The following is a 15,486-nucleotide window of genomic DNA, read 5'->3' on the forward strand; positions in this document are numbered from 1 at the left end:
CCGTTCACAATAGCGGCATGAAAACCCGAATCCCAACCCCAAAAAAACGTATCGCCATCTTGAGTGCCGTGATTTCAGACAGCACTGATGGCTGGTATCAACTGCTGCCTGCCGGGTATTTCAGCGCCCGGGATGGGCGCCCGGACGATGTGCCCGGCGGGCAGTGGTTTATCGATGCCAACATTGCCGAACAATTTATTGCGGCGACGGCGGCGATTGTCCAGCCCGTGCTGTTTGACTATAACCACGTGACGCTGAAACAGGATGATGATGCCAAGGCGTGCGCTGAAGCGCGGGCGGCGGGCTGGTTGCGTGACCCGCGCCATAATATGCAATGGCGCGAGGGCGTTGGGCTATTCGTCCGGCTGTCACTGACACCGGCGGCACAGCAGGCCGTGGATAACCGCGAGTGGGCCTACCTGTCGGCCGTGTTTCCGTATAACGAATCCGGCCATCCGCTCTACCTGCGGATGGGTGCATTAACCAATGATCCCGGTCTGACGGGTATGCAATCCATTGCGGCCCTGAGTGCGCAACGGGATACCCTGATTTCCCCATCCCCTATCACAGAGGACTTTCCCATGAATGACATGTTGTTGCAGTTGCTGGAGCTATTAGGCATCGAACTGCCTGAAGACACCACCGAACTGACCGACGAAGCGGCCAGCGATTTGCTGACCCAGGCGTTAGCCGCGCTGGAAGCACTGAAAGCGTCCGCCCAGATCGCCCTGGATACGCAGGCGGTGATTGAAAGTACGCCAGATGCTGACGTGATCTCCACGGAAGTCACCGACCTGATTGATGACAACACCGCTGAACTGACGGAAGTCGAGCAAATTTTGGAAGAGGCGGCGCTGAACGGGGTTGATTTGACTAAATTTGTGCCCGCCCGTGCCTATAACCTGCTGGCCCGTGCGGCAGCGGTGTTGAATGCCAATGCCAAAGGCGGCAGTGCAGAAAACATTATTGCGGCTGCCCGCCGGAGCGGACGGGTTGTCGCGGCGGAAGTGCCCTACCTGCGCACGGTAGCCAACCAGCATGGTATTGCTGCACTCAATGCCGCCATTTCCGGCCGCCGCGGTATCACTGCCCTGACCCGCCGCCAGACCCCCCAGCACCGTCAGCCTAACCGTCTGGCCGTGTTGTCCGCCGCCGATAAAGAAGCGGCCCGCCTGCAAGGGTTGACGACGGCAGAATTCCTGAAACGTAAACAAAAAGGAGCCAGAAAATAATGGCTATTGCGACTCCTGCGTTAATCAAAAGCCTGTTCACGGGCTGGAACGGCGATTTTCAGAACGGTCTGGAAGACGCCCCCAGCCAGTACGAAAAAATCGCCACTGTGGTGCCCAGTACCACCAAATCCAATACCTATGGCTGGCTGGGGAAATTCCCGGGCATGCGTGAATGGATTGGTGACCGCGTTATCAATGACATGCAGGCACACGGCTACCAGCTGATTAACCGCCCGTTTGAAAGTACTGTCGGGGTTGACCGTGACGACATTGAAGATGACAACGTGGGAATTTATGCCCCGTTGTTTACCGAAATGGGGCGTGCGGCGGGCGTTCAGCCGGATGAACTCACGTTCAGCGCGTTAAGCAACGGGTTTAAAACCCTCTGTTACGACCAGCAAAACTTCTTCGATACTGACCACCCGGTTTACCCGGCAACGGATGGCAAGGGCGACGCAAAACACGTCAGCAATATCCTCACGGAAGACGGCTATAAAGGGCAGCCGTGGTTTGTGCTCGACTGTTCCCGTGCCATCAAGCCGGTGATCTTCCAGCAGCGTAAAGCGCCTGAGTTAGTCGCGATGGACAAAGTCGATGACGAAGAGAACTTCATGCGCAAGTTGATCCGTTACGGTGTTGATACCCGCTGTGAAGCCGGGTACTCATTCTGGCAACTGGCCTATGCCGCCAAAGCGACGTTGAACGCGGATAACGTCTGGTCAGTCATTGAGTCCATGCGGGCATTCAAGGCCGACGGCGGACGTCCGTTGGCCATTCGTCCGACCCATCTGGTGGTGCCACCGTCCATGGAAAAACTGGCCACCCAACTGCTGGAACGTGAACTGACCGTAGACAGTCAGGGTGGCACGGTCAGCAATGAGATGAAAGGCCGTCTGGAACTGATTGTTGGCGACTATCTGCTATGACCCGTTAAACGGGGTTTACACCCCGTTTAAATCCGCTTTAACAGGAGTTGAAATGTTATGTCTGATGAAACGAATACTGCGTCGCTGCTGGAGACCCTTTCGCCCCTTGAACTGGTGGGGGTCAGTGTCGTCAATATCGCGCATGATGGCTACCGGCGTGCGGGGTTTGTTCTGCAACTTGGGGAAAATAGCCTGCCGTCCGTTACGCTGGCTGAGCTGGAGGTACTGGAAGCGGACCCCCGTCTGTCTGTTACGGTTATCGCGGCAAATCCTGATAATGACCCGGAAGGGGGGCTGGATAATCCAGACCCTACAGATGCGGTAACGCCCCCGCCATCCACCGACCAGCCACCCCTAGCGAACGGTCACCGGGGCAGAAAATGAGCTATGCGACACTGAGCGATATGTACGCCCGTTACAGCCGTGAAAACCTGCATACCCTGACAGACGGCAAGATTGATGATTTTCACAGTCTGTCACCGGAGGCATTACAGCGTACCCGTGAGGATTTGATCCAGATTGCGCTGGATGATGCCGCCGCCACCATTGATGGCTATATCGATGGCCGTGCGACACTGCCGTTAAAAACGGTGCCGGTTGTCCTGGTCAGAATTGCCTGCGTATTGGCCCGTTTCACGCTGGAAGAGGGGGAAGCCACAGATAAAGCCACTAAGGATCAGGAAGACGTTATCCGGTTATTGGAGAAAGTGGCGGCGGGTGACGTTAGCCTGGGCCTGAGCAAAGAGGCAGAACGCCCTGCGAGCGGGGACGTTGCCATCCTCACCAGCAGCGGCAGTGTCTGGAGCCGTCCCAAATCACGGGGATTTATCTGATGGCCATCACCAGTGATATTTCAGACAGCCTGATAACGGGCATCAAGGCGTTGTTTGGCAACACCCTGCGCCGGGTGGACACCCATCCGGGACAGTGGAGTGATTCCGCCGTGAAGCTCATCATCAACACGGCACCTGCGGTTTATGTCGCCTGGCTGGGCAGCCGTCAGGGGGAGATCCGCAATACCGCGATTTCCAGCTGGGGCATTTTTGTCAGCGCCAAGGTCCTGAACGGCCGGCAAACGGATGTCCCGGGGATTTACCAAATCGTTGAGCGGCTGACAGGCTGGCTGAATAACCGGCGGATGATGCCTGCGGGCACGTTCACCCTGACGCAGGTGGCCAATTTGTGGAGTGATACGCAGAGCCAGGCGGGGGTGGCTGTCTATGGCCTTTATTTTGATGCCCCACAGCCCTTGCCTGACCCCATTGACCCCAGCGAACTGGATGACTATGCCACCCATTACCAACAATGGGCACAACCCGACGGCACGCCCGAACAGGAAGCCGAAATCCACTTGCCTACTCAGGAGGCACCATGACCGAACTGCATCTGAAACCCGCGAACGGACTGGTCGTCCGTGACCCGGAAACCTGTCAACCGCTGGCGACTGAAGGGGAACGCAAGCCCCGCACCGCGTATTGGCTGCGCCGCCTGAAAGACGGCGACGTCACTGAAGTTGCCCCCCTGAAACTGAAGAAAGGAGCACAATAATGGCGATCTCATTTAATGAAATCCCGTCCAATATCCGTGTGCCACTGTGCTACATCGAATTCGATAATTCGGCCGCCGTCACCGGCACCCCGCCCACGTTGCATAAAACGCTGTTGCTAGGCTTGCGCACAGCGGCCGGGCAGGTGCCTGCCGGGCAACCGTTCCGCATTACCTCCGTCAGTGCGGCTGAAGCGGCATTTGGCCGTGGTGCTATGCTGGCTGAAATGGCGGGTGCCTTTATTCGGGGCAATGCGTTTGCCGACCTGTGGGGACTGGCAATTGATGATGATGCCAATGGGGTAAAAGCGGCAGGCAAAATCCAGCTGGCGGGCACGGCTGCCCAGACCGGACAGATTGCCCTGATGGTGGCAGGTATTCCGGTCCGTGTCACGGTCAAAGCGGGTGATGATGCAGTGGCGATGGCAGGCAAAGTGCGGGATGCCATTAACGCCCATGACACGTTGCCCGTGATCGCCAGCAGTGAATCCCTCTCGGATACCGTCTTGTTAACCGCCAAATGGTCCGGGGCCACAGGGAATGATATTGATGTCCGGGTGAACTACTACGACGGTGAAATGCTGCCAGCGGGGATCAATGTCGGCATTACGCCGTTGGGCGGCGCTACGGGCAACCCGGATTTATCCACCGCCATTACCGCCTTCGGTGATACCTGGTGGAACTACATCGTCAACCCGTTTACGGATACCTTCAATTTGAATCTGTTGCGTGACGAACTGAAGCATCGCTGGGGGCCACTGAACATGATTGATGGCCTGTGCTGGATGGCGAAGCGGGGCACGCTGGCGCAAATTTCCACGTTTGGCACCGCCCGCAATGATTATCTGTTTTCCACCCTGGCAACGGGCCTGTCACCCCAGCCGCCGTACCTGTGGGCCGCCACACTGGCGGCTGTCGCTGTCGGGTCATTGAGCATTGATCCGGCCCGTCCCCTGCAAACCCTCCAGTTACCGGGTATTCTGCCGCCCGCACGCGGTGACCGCTGGGCGCTGAATGAACGTAACCTGTTGCTGTATGACGGTATTTCCACGTTCACGGTGGATACCGGCGGTAATGTGCAGATTGAACGGATGGTCACCATGTACCGCCAGAACGGGTTCGGTGACCCTGACCCCAGTTATCTGGATGTGGAAACCATCGCGACCCTGTCTTATCTGCGTTACGCCACCCGGGTGCGCATTACGCAGAAGTACCCGCGCCACAAACTGGCGAACGACGGCACCCGTATCAGTGCCGGGCAGGCCGTGGTGACGCCGTCAGTGATCCGTACCGAATTGCTGGCCCTGTTCACCGAGCATGAATTCGCGGGACTCGTTGAGGACTTTGAACTGTTCAAGCAGACGCTGATTGTGGAGCGGGACAACAATGACCGTAACCGCCTGAACGTGCGCAGCAACCCCGACCTGGTTAACCAGTTCCGCATCTATGCCCATGCCATCCAGTTTATTTTGTAAAGAGGACATTCACCTATGGCCAGTCCATACCAGTATACGGGCATTGCCTATATTCACCTCAACGGGAAAGAGTTGCCGTCCAAAGAGGGCGCTACATTGACACCGGGCGGCTTCAGCCGTGATCCGGTGATTGGTGCCCGCGTTTACGGCTGGCAGCAGACCCCCAAGGAAGCGCGCCTGAGTTGCGTTATCCCGCAGGGACCGGGGGTCAGCCTGTTTACCATTAAGAACGCCATTGATACCACGATTTCATTTGAATGTGATACCGGCGAAAAATTTATGCTGGCCAATGCCTGGTGTGACGGCAATACCACACTGACCAGTAAGGGCGAAATTTCCGCTGAATTTATTGCGGTGGAATGTAAGGAGATTTAAATGCACTTTGAATTAAAACACGGCCTGGCGTATGGCAAGGACAATGAAGTTGAACTGCAATTTGAGGCTGAACTGCGCCCATTGACCGCCGGTGACCTGATTGATGCGGAAGCGGCGAGCGAACGGGTGGTGGTGACGGCCAACGGACCCGCCCTGCTGTCCAGCCCGTCCCGGATGGGGTACGAACTGCTGCGCCGTACCATTGCCCGTATCGGCAAAATTGACGGTCCCCTGCCGTTAGCAATGCTGAAAACCCTGCATCCGGATGATCTGGAACTCATTGCTGCCCACGCTGACCTGCACCGCACCGCGGCACTGGAAACCGCGGCCCGGGTTGCCGACGAGGGGCGATAGTTTGCAGTGCGTTCGTGCCATTGAGCGCACTGCCTTGTATGTCGGCCAGCGTTTGCGGGGTGGCCCGGCCTGGGCGCTGGCGTTGCCCCTGCCGAAACTGTGGCTGTATTCATCCTGGCTGGAGAAACGTTCATGACCACACCTAACCGTACCCAGTTTATTGTGGATTTGGTGGGCAATGTTGCCCACCGTGCCCGCCAGTTTGGGGCCAGTATCCGCCGCTTTGGCGCGGAGGGCAGCCGCTCTATGCGGCTGTTTTCCAGTGCGGTCACGGGTGCCAACGGGTTGCTGGACAAGTTTGATAACCGCCTGATGGGGTTTGTGACCGGGGGCGGTCTGGCGATGGCGGCCAAGAAAGTGGCCGACAGCCAGCAGCAGATGACCGAACTGGGCACCCGCTATAACCTGACGGCTGACCAGGTTAATGCGCTGGATGACGCCATCAGCAAAGTGGCGGGTCGCCGTAAGCTGACCACCGACGATTTAACCACGGCGGCTTCGGCATTTTTGGAACAGACTAACAACCTGGATGCGACCCTGGCACATCTGGATAACATTGCCCTGAGCATCAACGGCATCAAGATGGAAGCGAGTGCCGCCGGGACAGAACTGGGGGCGATGTTTAACGTGGGCTACCAGTCACCGGAAAAAATGCAGCACTGGCTGGATGGGATTGCATCGGCCAGTCAGCATGGAACGGGGAATATTACCGACCAGCTCTCTGCTTTACGGGGACTGGGTAAAGATACCCAGTGGAAATCTCAGGTGGACCAGCAGCAGATGCTGGCCTTGATCCGGGTTGCCAATGCGGAATTTAATGACCCGGGTCAGGCGGCCGCGGCCGTGCAGGGCTATTTCGAGGTCATTAAAGATCCCGAAAAACTAAAAACACTCTGGCAACGCGGTCGGATTAAACCCACAGATAAAACGGGGCAACTGAAAAAACCCGCTGATCTGCTGTTTGACATTGGTCAACGCGCCTATCAAAAAGAAGGTAACCTGAAAGATATTTTTGATGGCGATACGCTGAAATTAGCGATGGTGTTTGCTGACCCCAAGAAACGGGACGACGCAAAAACGATTGCCAATCCGGCCAATATTCAGGAAGGGTTGCTGGAAGAAAAGGCGACACAAAACGTCCAGACCCTGAATGCGGCGTTGATTTCGCTGGCCAATGCCGGGGAACGATTCGCGCAGTTGAGATTGGCTAAGCCGGTTCAGGAACTGGCGGATGCCATCAATGAGTTAACCCCAGAAGAACTGGACAAGTACGCGGCGGCGATTGAGAAAGCCGCAATTGCCATTGGTACCGCCGTCGCTGCCCGCTATGCCTGGCGGGCAGGTCAGAAAATCTTTAACTACGCCCAGTACATCAAAAATGGCCCGGGTGCCGGAGGGGCTGGCGGTAACGGTGGTGGTGGTCTTGGTAGCGATGGCACTGAGGTTGTCCCTGTCTATGTGACTAACTGGCAAGACCAAAACAAGGGCAATAACAATAATGGAAATGGTGGCGGGCCAGATAATCGCCGGGGCTGGCGTAATAATGTGCGAGGTTCTGCGATATCATCTGTGGCTTCCCTTCCTCTTTTATCTTCCGAAGAAGGGACTGAAAACCTGCAAAAACATCTGGACAAGATGGCTGAAGAATATCCTCATGCCGAAAAAGGGCCGGGCTGGTTACCTGCCCCCCTGACCAACTGGTGGTATGACCGTGATGAGAAGCTCAAAACAGAGGGCGTTAAGCCGTCACCTTACCTCACGGGCGAACGCCCCAATTCATTCGGAAACTGGCCGAATTATCCAGCCGCCCAACTGGCGGCCCCGCATCAGGCCCCGGAACCCCCACCCGCCAAACCTGCCGATGGCAAAATCACTGTCGTGGTTGAATCCGCTGACGAGTTAAAAGTCCGCACTAAATCCGTTCAGGCAGAGAATATCGATTTACGGGTGAACACCGGCTACAGCTACGGGAGGACGTACTGATGGAATTTGATCAGTTTATGACGCTGTTTAATGACACCTCATGGCGCAGCCGTATCGGCACGGGCAAAGGGAACTTTCGCAATGTGCCGTTCTACATCATTGATGATGCCACCGTGTCCGGCGGCCGTCGTGTCGTTCGCCATGAATACCCGTTGCGGGATGACGGCGAAACCGAAGATCTGGGGCAGACTACGCGGGAATATGCGTTTACGGCGGTAGTGTTCGGTGACCGCTATTTTGATCAGCGGGATGCCCTGATTGCCGCCCTGGAAAAAGCCGAGCCGGGGGAAATGGATCACCCGTACTACGGCAAACAGCAGGTACAGATTGAGACCTACACAGTCCGTGAATCCTGCTACACAGGCGGGGTGGCCCTGTTTTCCGTGACGTTTGTTCCGGCGGCCAATAATACGGCCCCCATTGTTTCCCAACGGCCGGAACTGAACGACAGGACGCTGAACGACAGCACACTAAAGGATATCACCCAAAACTGGGAGACGTTCACCCGGGCGGTTCATCAGGCCACTGAACGCCTGAGTGCAGTTGAAAATACCCTCAGTACCATTGTAAACGGTATCCGCAGCCTGCCCGCCAACTCGGGCATGAATCAGTTACTGGGGGCGGCGCTGGGGTTGAAAGGTTCCCTGAAGCATTTAATTAATGCGCCTGACCAGCTGTTTGATGATATCAGCGGCCTGATTTCCGGTATGGCGGAGGTGGCCACGCCGGATGTCGCTAACCGGGCATTACGTAAAACCGCCCGGGGTATCCAGTCGCCATTTCGTTCCAATGTGCCTGCGGTGGCCAAACTTCAGCAGGTCGTCAATACCACCACGGGCATTTTCATTGCAAAAGAACTGGCGGGTTTAACGCTGAATGCCGCGTCGGTTTCTGCCCGGAGTCAGCAACCAGCCCCGGCATTAACGCAGGCCCCGTTTCAGCGTGGACTGATGCCACTGCAACCCGCTGATGCGCCTCAGATGGGGGTGGAACTGACTGAGACGTTGACGGCCAATGCCGCCATTCCTTTGATAGAAACCGTGGGGGATGTCCGCCAGACCCGCGCCGAACTGGATGACACCCTGATGCAGCTGATCGTGGAGACCGGGGATTTAGGCTGGTTCCGTACGTCAGAACAGTTACGTGATTTTCGCATTGTGTTTCAGCAACAAATGCAGGTCACCGCCAGCGCATTACCGACCGCCCGCGCTGTGCGGGTTGTCGGCACGGAACCGGCTCTGGTGACGCTATACCGTGAAACAGGCAGTGTTGCCCAGCTGACCCGTTTTATCCGCCGCAATGGTATTCGTCACCCGGCATTTATTACGGGGGGTGTGGAAGTCGAGGTGATCCATGACTAATACCATTGAGCTGATTCTGGGCAATAAAATCTACTCCGGCTGGAAAACATTAGATGTCACCCGCAGTCTGGAAGACATGTCCGGCCAGTTCAGCCTGGGCATTACCGTCAGAAACACGGATTCACCGCTGGTGCTGACGCCCGGCCATGCCTGCCAGCTGGAAATCAACGGCCAGCGGGTGGTCACGGGTTATGTGGATGCGGTGGCGGTCGGTATCAATGCCGATGAGCGTACCATTACGTTATCCGGCCGGGATAAAACGGGCGACCTGGTTGATTGTGCCGCCATTCATGGTAAGGGACAGTGGCGCAATGTCAGTCTGGAAACCATCGCCAACGACCTGTGCCAGCCGTTCGGGGTCACCGTTCGCTGGCAGGTCAAGGATACAGCCGCCGCTGCCGTATTTCGTCAATGGCAAATCGAGCCGGGTGAAACCGTCTTTGACAACCTGTCCCGTGCTGCCCGGCATCGTGGCGTGATAGTCACCAGTAATGCCGCAGGTGAACTGGTTTTTACCACCGCAGGCAGCCAGTCCGTGGCGACACTTGTTTTGGGCAATGCCCCGCATGCCAGCGTCAAAATCAAAACCCTGGATACCTCATTATCCTGGCAGGAGCGGTTTAGCCTCTACCGCGTCAAAGGCGCGGCAGCAGCGGGTGGCCGCTGGGGTGAAACCCAAACCCCGGTACAGTCAACCGCCATTTATATGGATGCACGGGACCCCGCCATTACCCGTTACCGCCCGACTATCTTTTTGGCCGATGACAACATGACGAAAGCCAAAGGCACTGCCCGCGCCGCGTGGGAACAAAAGCGGGCAATGGCCCATGCCACCACCGCAACCGTGGGCATCCGTGGCTGGTTTAAACCGAATGGCCAACTCTGGCAGCCCAATGAAATGGTGCAATTACAGGCCCCTCAAGCCGGATTTCCCAATGATCCGTTGTTGATCGTCGCCGTGAATTACCTGCTGGATAACGACAATGGCACGATAACCCGGCTGGAATTAATGCCCCGTGACGGCTTCACCGAACCCGCCGACCCGGAAAAGAAAGTTCAACAAGATGTCAGGTGGAAACCATGATAGCCCAGTTCAATAAATTTACTGCCAGCCTGTCCCGCCGTATCCGGCTGCTGGTCTCGCGGGGTGTGGTCAACTTTGTTAACGATACCCTGAAGCAGCAAAACATTCAGGTATCACTGCTGGCTGAAGAAACCGCCGATGACGTCGAGCGGTTCCAGAACTACGGGCAGACCAGTGTCCCGCCTGCGGGCAGTGAAGCGATTGTGTTATCCGTGGGCGGCGTTCGCCAGCATCTGGTCGCCATTGCCGTGGATAACCGCAGTTGCCGTCTGGGGAACCTCAAGAGCGGTGACAGTGCTGTCTATCATCTGGAAGGGCATCACATTCTGCTGACTGAAAATGGCGTTATCCGCATTCAGTGCAAACGGCTGGAAGTGGTGGCTGAAGAGCATATTGTGTTTGATACGCCACAAACCCGCTTTACGGGCAATGTGGATATAGTCGGCGTCAGCCAGGCGAAAGATCATCTGTCAGGCCAAACGAGCGGTAAAGACCATATTCACTATGAGCATGACGGATACAGTACGAGCAAACCCCGATGAATGCAAATGCAATCAATGACATCGCCTTACAGTGGCAAATCAACGGTGCAGATATTGTTATCGCTAATGCAGATATTGCCCTAGATGAATCACTCAGCACCGCCGTGATCATTTCATTATTCACTGACCGCCGGGCACTGGACTCTGATGAACTGCCCACAGGGGCAGGCACAGATAAACGCGGTTGGTGGGGTGACAGTTTTAACGATCGCCCCATTGGCAGCCGGCTCTGGTTACTCGCCCGTGAAAAGCAACTGTCCGCCGTGCTGCACCGTGCTAAAGCCTATGCTGACGAAGCACTGGCCTGGCTGACTGAGGATAGTCACGTGAAAAAAATTGATGTTATGGCGACGGCACCTGAACCGGGTGTTCTGTTATTGACTGTCACTCTCACGCTATTCGATGGCAGCGTGTTGCCAATGCCGTTTAAAACCCATTTAAGCAGGATTTAAATGCCATATAACGCCCCCTCACTGTCAAAATTGATCGCCCGCAATCAGGCTGATATTGAAAGCCGGTTGCCGGGCACCTATGCCCGTACCGCATTCAGAACAACGAATGCCATCGCGTATGCCAATGCGGGCAATGCCGCCGGACTGCATGACCATTTAGCCTGGACCAGCCGTCAGGTGGTTCCCCATCTGGCTGATGATGATAAATTTTTGGAGCACTGCGAATTCTGGGGTGTCTGGCGCAAAGCCGCCACGAACGCCAGCGGCACATTAACCGTGACTGTTTCGGCGGAGACGTTAATTCCTGAAGGGACACGCTGGCAACGCCCCGATGGTGTGGTGTTTGAATCCACTGATAATGTTCATGCTGTGGCCGGTGATAACACCGTTGCCGTGACCGCTATTGAGGCAGGCCGCGTGGGAAACACCGCTGAAGGCGTACCGCTGGAGTTAATTTCGCCTGTGGTGAATGTGCAAACGCAGGCTATCTGCCGATATATTGGCGGCGGGGCTGAACAGGAATCCATTGATTCGCTACGTTCTCGTCTGTTGTTCCGGGTGCAATATCCACCTTCCGGCGGTAACCAGTATGACTACGAACGCTGGGCACTGGAAGTGCCGGGTGTCACCCGTGCCTGGTGTATACCCCGCTATCGTGGGCATGGTTCAGTTGGCGTGATGTTCGTGATGGATGAAGAGCCTAATATATTCCCCAACGCAGACGATTTAAACCGAGTCAAAGATTACCTGACCGGGCATATCAACCCTATCACCAATCAAGTGGAAGGAAAGACCACAGGCGCAGAGCTTATTGTGATGAGTCCCATTGCGAAAGTCATCAACTTCGTTATTCGTTTATCCCCCAATACGGAAGAAGTCCGCGATGCGGTTAAAGCCAGCCTGAAAATTCATTTGGAAAGCCTGCGTCCCGGTGGTTTGGCTTTCCTGTCTGAAATCCGTGCGACGGTTTCTAACGCGCCGGGTGAGATTGATAACACGGTAATCAGCCCGGCCAGCGATATTCATGCGGTAGAAAATGAAATATTTGTGTTGGGAGAGATAACATGGCGATGACAGCCAAAGATTACCAGCGCGCCGGGCTGCAATTGCTGCCAAACGGTCTGGCCTGGTCAAAAGATCCCAACGGCAATCTGGCCAAGCTGATGCTGGCAACCGGGGAAGAATTTGCCCGGGTGGACACTATCAACACCGCATTGTTAGAAGAAATCTACGCCGACCGGGCGTTTATGTTACTGGAAGACTGGGAAGACTTTGCCGGATTGCCGGACTGTAGCATTGACAAAGAATCCTCGATTAACAGCCGCCGTCAGGCGGTCAAAGCCAAGCTAATTATGTCCGGCAGCTTGTGCAACCAATTCTATGAACGGCTGGCCGCCGACCGTGGCTATCGTGTCAGACTGGAAGAACGTTACCCGCATCACTGTCTGCGCGACTGCAATTATCCCATTTACCCCGATATCAACTGGTTTCGCGTGTTTGTCCATGTTGCCGACCGACAGACACACTTTGCTACCGTTCTGGACAACTGCCAGCAACGCCTGCGCATTGCTGATGCCGCTGATTTGGAATGTCTGCTGGAACGTTATGCGCCAGCCGAAACCGAATTTGTTTTTATTTATCAATGAGGAATAACGATGTTCGGACTCGATAACCCGTCAGGCATCAGCGTGATGCCTGCCATCACCCCAACCAATAATTCTACGCCTCAGTGGTTTACTGAAGGTGGCGCGGGATTAAGTGCCAGTTATCCAGGGCAGGAATGGTTTAACCAGATTCAGGCGGAATTGCTGAATGTGCTGAAAGAGGCGGGTGTTACACCGGATAAAAATAAGCTAAACCAATTATCAGTAGCCATAAAGGCCATTGTTTCCAAAGGTTGGTTAGAAAAATCCAAGAACGGCGCCGATATTCCCAACAAACCGGAGTTTGTGAAAAACCTCAGTTTAACGGATACGGTCTATCGAACCATCGGGAACGGGCGCAATCAGATACCGGATATGTCGTTTTTCACATCGGGACCAAATTGGTTCAAAATGCCGGATGGTCGGATGATTCAGTATGGTGAGGTGTATTTTTCGCGGGAAAACCCGATATTTTTTTTCGCAAACATCCATTTCCATATCCCATTTTCGGGGTTACCGATGTGTGTGTTCGCTACACTGCGGGGTCTAGGGAATACTGCTGTATATTTCCCTAATTTGGGAATTGATATTAGAGGCGGCGCTAGTGCGGATATTGCAATGCGTCGCGCCGATGGCGCTCTGGAGATCCCGAAAAATCAGAGCGTTTTTTGGCTGGCAATAGGTTATTAATAGGATGAGTACCATGTATAGATATGCAAACAATGTGTTTTATCCATATGCACTGAAACAGAATTATATCAACGCTGGAGTATGGCCGGAGGTAGGAATTGATGTTGACGAATCTGCTTTTGAGAAATGGACAGCAACACCCCCAATGGGTAAAACCCGTGTCGTTGGCGATGATGGGTTGCCAGCGTGGGGTGAACCCCCGCCGGCTCCGCCACTAACACCGGAACAATTGTCGCAGTGGGTAGAATCCCAGAAGCGGCAATTATTGAAAATGGCGACAGAGAAAATCGATATCTGTCAGGACGCGATTGACCTCGATATGGCCACCAATGCCGAAAAATCCTCATTAACCGAATGGCGCAAATACCGGGTGCTGCTCAATCGGGTGGATTGCTCGACCGCCCCCGATATCCAATGGCCGGAACAGCCGGAATAATTAAAGGGGCATTACGCCCCTGATTGTTATTTTGGCGCTTTAGGCCAGTCAATATTTGGTGCTGTCGAACAGTCTACACGGTTAAGCAGGACGCAGTATCGTTTCCACTCTGTCAGCGCCGCCCGTTCGCTATCTGTTTCCATCTGGAGATCGACCGCGTATTGTAACGGAGCAATAGATTTTGCAGCCTGAGACAGACGATAGAGTTTTTCCTGTTCTGCCTGCTGTCGTGATTCCGCTGGTGTAGGTGGGGGTATATCGCCCCATGCGGGTAACCCGTCAGTACCTGCAATGCGCATTTTTCCCTGTGGTGGCGTCAGAAATTTCAGATAAACCGCCTCGCTCACCTCAATCCCGTCATCCGGCCACGTCCCCGCGTTGATATAATCCTGCTGCCATTCTATCGGATGAAATGCATTAAATTTTGCACTGTATACATACATATCAATAGCCCTCCACGGCAATATAAACACGCGACGCCTGCGTTTCAGCACTCACATTGGAAATTTTGATTGACGAGAGTGATACTGAATTCCACATGACGCCGCCATAGCTCGATGGTGTCGCCGACATTGACAGTGAGACTCCGATCACTCTCTGTGAAAACCGGATAGGGAAATCAAACGCCTCGGGTAAATAACCGGATGATTTATTGACGAGAAAACACTGCCGTATTAACCCTGTGTCGCCACATTTCCACCATCCAGTCTGTGGATTAGCTGTGTTTTTATACCCCAGTTCGATATTATTGAATCGAATTTTGCTATCAATATTGAGATGGGTGTCGCTCCGGTCATTTCGCAGCGTTAATACATCAACGTTAACGTCGCTACCAAATCCAATATACCCAATTCTGTTGGTTTCTGAGTCGTAATAACTCAAATAGTTCCGCCGCCCTGGTGAGGTCATGATCGACAGCGCTTCGTCCTGTGACGCTATTTTTACACCGCCAGTTACCGTTCCGCCTGTTTTTGGCAACGCATTTTTCGCCAGCTCCACTGTTTCCGTTAAACAGAGGTTTTATGAAATTACGCAATGGGTTGATTCGCGCAGTAAAAACGGGTAAATGGCTGCTGAATGTATTGAAATTAAACTAATTTTTAGTTCAATAAACGTGCAAAATATGAGTTTGAAGGGGGATAGGAGTTGATGGATAAAAAACAGCCACCTGTTGACGTTGAAATAATCTAAATATGCCGCGTGTTTTGATAAAAACATCGTAATATAATTTTTCGCGATTTAAATGAAACATTTTTTCAATTCACGCGGCGCGCTACAGAGAACCCGTTAATTCTTTTGATAATTCACGAACAGGTTCCCGATCATCCACATTACCCGCAGTCACTTTAAGCGCTAGAATTTCCCCCTGATGATTGACAACCAAGTGT

General features: G+C 54.3%; 21 protein-coding genes and 1 pseudogene. 19 read left to right on the forward strand and 3 right to left on the reverse strand.

Annotated features, from left to right (window positions below; translation table 11 throughout):
- Positions 1-17 precede the first annotated feature (17 nt).
- The 19 genes from AAC854_RS11495 (at position 18) to AAC854_RS11585 (ending at position 14,098) form a co-directional block, all read left to right on the forward strand.
- A complete protein-coding gene (locus AAC854_RS11495) occupies positions 18-1,232 on the forward strand; it encodes a phage protease (RefSeq protein ID WP_340617226.1) in 1,215 nt (404 codons plus the stop codon).
- Positions 1,232-2,158, forward strand: coding sequence for a Mu-like prophage major head subunit gpT family protein (locus tag AAC854_RS11500; RefSeq protein WP_340617227.1), 927 nt, complete (start codon positions 1,232-1,234; stop codon positions 2,156-2,158). The genes AAC854_RS11495 and AAC854_RS11500 overlap by 1 nt, the downstream gene beginning before the upstream one ends.
- A 114-nt stretch (positions 2,159-2,272) precedes the next feature.
- On the forward strand, positions 2,273-2,542 hold the full coding sequence (locus tag AAC854_RS11505; RefSeq protein WP_340617228.1) for an HI1506-related protein: 270 nt from the start codon (positions 2,273-2,275) through the stop codon (positions 2,540-2,542).
- Positions 2,539-2,991 (forward strand): gp436 family protein, encoded by a 453-nt coding sequence (locus tag AAC854_RS11510; RefSeq protein WP_340617229.1) that lies wholly within the window; start codon positions 2,539-2,541, stop codon positions 2,989-2,991. The genes AAC854_RS11505 and AAC854_RS11510 overlap by 4 nt, the downstream gene beginning before the upstream one ends.
- A complete protein-coding gene (locus tag AAC854_RS11515; RefSeq protein WP_340617230.1) occupies positions 2,991-3,533 on the forward strand; it encodes a DUF1834 family protein in 543 nt (180 codons plus the stop codon). The genes AAC854_RS11510 and AAC854_RS11515 overlap by 1 nt, the downstream gene beginning before the upstream one ends.
- Positions 3,530-3,706 carry a DUF2635 domain-containing protein gene (locus AAC854_RS11520; protein WP_340617231.1) on the forward strand — a complete coding sequence of 59 codons (177 nt, stop codon included), beginning with the start codon at positions 3,530-3,532 and terminating at the stop codon, positions 3,704-3,706. The genes AAC854_RS11515 and AAC854_RS11520 overlap by 4 nt, the downstream gene beginning before the upstream one ends.
- Positions 3,706-5,178 (forward strand): phage tail sheath subtilisin-like domain-containing protein, encoded by a 1,473-nt coding sequence (locus AAC854_RS11525; RefSeq protein WP_340617232.1) that lies wholly within the window; start codon positions 3,706-3,708, stop codon positions 5,176-5,178. The genes AAC854_RS11520 and AAC854_RS11525 overlap by 1 nt, the downstream gene beginning before the upstream one ends.
- Before the next feature lie 15 nt (positions 5,179-5,193).
- Positions 5,194-5,553, forward strand: a complete 360-nt coding sequence (locus AAC854_RS11530; protein ID WP_340617233.1) for a phage tail tube protein — start codon at positions 5,194-5,196, stop codon at positions 5,551-5,553.
- On the forward strand, positions 5,554-5,907 hold the full coding sequence (locus tag AAC854_RS11535; protein WP_340617234.1) for a phage tail assembly protein: 354 nt from the start codon (positions 5,554-5,556) through the stop codon (positions 5,905-5,907).
- 1 nt (position 5,908) lies between these two features.
- Positions 5,909-6,043: a hypothetical protein gene (locus AAC854_RS11540; RefSeq protein WP_340617235.1), complete on the forward strand. Its 135-nt coding sequence runs from the start codon at positions 5,909-5,911 to the stop codon at positions 6,041-6,043.
- The gene (locus AAC854_RS11545; RefSeq protein ID WP_340617236.1) at positions 6,040-7,890 is read left to right on the forward strand and encodes a hypothetical protein; all 1,851 of its coding nucleotides are present in this window, start codon (positions 6,040-6,042) and stop codon (positions 7,888-7,890) included. The genes AAC854_RS11540 and AAC854_RS11545 overlap by 4 nt, the downstream gene beginning before the upstream one ends.
- 17 nt (positions 7,891-7,907) lie before the next feature.
- Complete coding sequence (locus AAC854_RS11550) at positions 7,908-9,251, forward strand: DNA circularization protein (protein WP_340617248.1); 1,344 nt, start codon at positions 7,908-7,910, stop codon at positions 9,249-9,251.
- Positions 9,244-10,335 carry a phage baseplate assembly protein gene (locus AAC854_RS11555; RefSeq protein ID WP_340617237.1) on the forward strand — a complete coding sequence of 364 codons (1,092 nt, stop codon included), beginning with the start codon at positions 9,244-9,246 and terminating at the stop codon, positions 10,333-10,335. The genes AAC854_RS11550 and AAC854_RS11555 overlap by 8 nt, the downstream gene beginning before the upstream one ends.
- A complete protein-coding gene (locus tag AAC854_RS11560) occupies positions 10,332-10,877 on the forward strand; it encodes a phage baseplate assembly protein V (protein ID WP_340617238.1) in 546 nt (181 codons plus the stop codon). The genes AAC854_RS11555 and AAC854_RS11560 overlap by 4 nt, the downstream gene beginning before the upstream one ends.
- On the forward strand, positions 10,874-11,329 hold the full coding sequence (locus AAC854_RS11565) for a phage GP46 family protein (RefSeq protein ID WP_340617239.1): 456 nt from the start codon (positions 10,874-10,876) through the stop codon (positions 11,327-11,329). Before AAC854_RS11560 ends, AAC854_RS11565 begins: the two co-directional genes overlap by 4 nt.
- On the forward strand, positions 11,330-12,403 hold the full coding sequence (locus AAC854_RS11570; RefSeq protein ID WP_340617240.1) for a baseplate J/gp47 family protein: 1,074 nt from the start codon (positions 11,330-11,332) through the stop codon (positions 12,401-12,403).
- Positions 12,394-12,975: a YmfQ family protein gene (locus AAC854_RS11575; protein WP_340617241.1), complete on the forward strand. Its 582-nt coding sequence runs from the start codon at positions 12,394-12,396 to the stop codon at positions 12,973-12,975. The genes AAC854_RS11570 and AAC854_RS11575 overlap by 10 nt, the downstream gene beginning before the upstream one ends.
- A gap of 9 nt (positions 12,976-12,984) precedes the next feature.
- Positions 12,985-13,662 carry a hypothetical protein gene (locus tag AAC854_RS11580; protein ID WP_340617242.1) on the forward strand — a complete coding sequence of 226 codons (678 nt, stop codon included), beginning with the start codon at positions 12,985-12,987 and terminating at the stop codon, positions 13,660-13,662.
- A 13-nt stretch (positions 13,663-13,675) separates the two neighbouring features.
- Positions 13,676-14,098 (forward strand): tail fiber assembly protein, encoded by a 423-nt coding sequence (locus AAC854_RS11585; protein ID WP_340617243.1) that lies wholly within the window; start codon positions 13,676-13,678, stop codon positions 14,096-14,098.
- Positions 14,099-14,124: 26 nt separating this feature from the next.
- On the opposite strand, the gene AAC854_RS11590 is transcribed toward AAC854_RS11585, so the two are convergent.
- The 3 genes and pseudogenes from AAC854_RS11590 to AAC854_RS11600 all read right to left on the reverse strand — a co-directional run.
- Entirely contained in the window at positions 14,125-14,541 is a 417-nt protein-coding gene (locus tag AAC854_RS11590) for a tail fiber assembly protein (RefSeq protein ID WP_340617244.1), read from the reverse strand.
- A 1-nt stretch (position 14,542) separates the two neighbouring features.
- Positions 14,543-15,097 (reverse strand): hypothetical protein, encoded by a 555-nt coding sequence (locus tag AAC854_RS11595; protein ID WP_340617245.1) that lies wholly within the window; start codon positions 15,095-15,097, stop codon positions 14,543-14,545.
- A 277-nt stretch (positions 15,098-15,374) separates the two neighbouring features.
- A pseudogene (locus tag AAC854_RS11600) lies at positions 15,375-15,486 on the reverse strand (transposase); the annotation flags it as partial.

Source organism: Xenorhabdus entomophaga (assembly GCF_037996725.1).
Lineage (GTDB): Bacteria > Pseudomonadota > Gammaproteobacteria > Enterobacterales > Enterobacteriaceae > Xenorhabdus > Xenorhabdus khoisanae.

What these genes read in the sequence shown, in the direction of transcription:
- AAC854_RS11495 (WP_340617226.1), top strand. Translation starts at nt 18, where the DNA reads ATGAAAACCCGAATCCCAACCCCAAAAAAACGTATCGCCATCTTGAGT.
- AAC854_RS11500 (WP_340617227.1), top strand. Translation starts at nt 1,232, where the DNA reads ATGGCTATTGCGACTCCTGCGTTAATCAAAAGCCTGTTCACGGGCTGG.
- AAC854_RS11510 (WP_340617229.1), top strand. Translation starts at nt 2,539, where the DNA reads ATGAGCTATGCGACACTGAGCGATATGTACGCCCGTTACAGCCGTGAA.
- AAC854_RS11515 (WP_340617230.1), top strand. Translation starts at nt 2,991, where the DNA reads ATGGCCATCACCAGTGATATTTCAGACAGCCTGATAACGGGCATCAAG.
- AAC854_RS11520 (WP_340617231.1), top strand. Translation starts at nt 3,530, where the DNA reads ATGACCGAACTGCATCTGAAACCCGCGAACGGACTGGTCGTCCGTGAC.
- AAC854_RS11525 (WP_340617232.1), top strand. Translation starts at nt 3,706, where the DNA reads ATGGCGATCTCATTTAATGAAATCCCGTCCAATATCCGTGTGCCACTG.
- AAC854_RS11530 (WP_340617233.1), top strand. Translation starts at nt 5,194, where the DNA reads ATGGCCAGTCCATACCAGTATACGGGCATTGCCTATATTCACCTCAAC.
- AAC854_RS11535 (WP_340617234.1), top strand. Translation starts at nt 5,554, where the DNA reads ATGCACTTTGAATTAAAACACGGCCTGGCGTATGGCAAGGACAATGAA.
- AAC854_RS11545 (WP_340617236.1), top strand. Translation starts at nt 6,040, where the DNA reads ATGACCACACCTAACCGTACCCAGTTTATTGTGGATTTGGTGGGCAAT.
- AAC854_RS11550 (WP_340617248.1), top strand. Translation starts at nt 7,908, where the DNA reads ATGACGCTGTTTAATGACACCTCATGGCGCAGCCGTATCGGCACGGGC.
- AAC854_RS11555 (WP_340617237.1), top strand. Translation starts at nt 9,244, where the DNA reads ATGACTAATACCATTGAGCTGATTCTGGGCAATAAAATCTACTCCGGC.
- AAC854_RS11560 (WP_340617238.1), top strand. Translation starts at nt 10,332, where the DNA reads ATGATAGCCCAGTTCAATAAATTTACTGCCAGCCTGTCCCGCCGTATC.
- AAC854_RS11565 (WP_340617239.1), top strand. Translation starts at nt 10,874, where the DNA reads ATGAATGCAAATGCAATCAATGACATCGCCTTACAGTGGCAAATCAAC.
- AAC854_RS11570 (WP_340617240.1), top strand. Translation starts at nt 11,330, where the DNA reads ATGCCATATAACGCCCCCTCACTGTCAAAATTGATCGCCCGCAATCAG.
- AAC854_RS11575 (WP_340617241.1), top strand. Translation starts at nt 12,394, where the DNA reads ATGGCGATGACAGCCAAAGATTACCAGCGCGCCGGGCTGCAATTGCTG.
- AAC854_RS11580 (WP_340617242.1), top strand. Translation starts at nt 12,985, where the DNA reads ATGTTCGGACTCGATAACCCGTCAGGCATCAGCGTGATGCCTGCCATC.
- AAC854_RS11585 (WP_340617243.1), top strand. Translation starts at nt 13,676, where the DNA reads ATGTATAGATATGCAAACAATGTGTTTTATCCATATGCACTGAAACAG.
- AAC854_RS11590 (WP_340617244.1), bottom strand. Translation starts at nt 14,541, where the DNA reads ATGTATGTATACAGTGCAAAATTTAATGCATTTCATCCGATAGAATGG.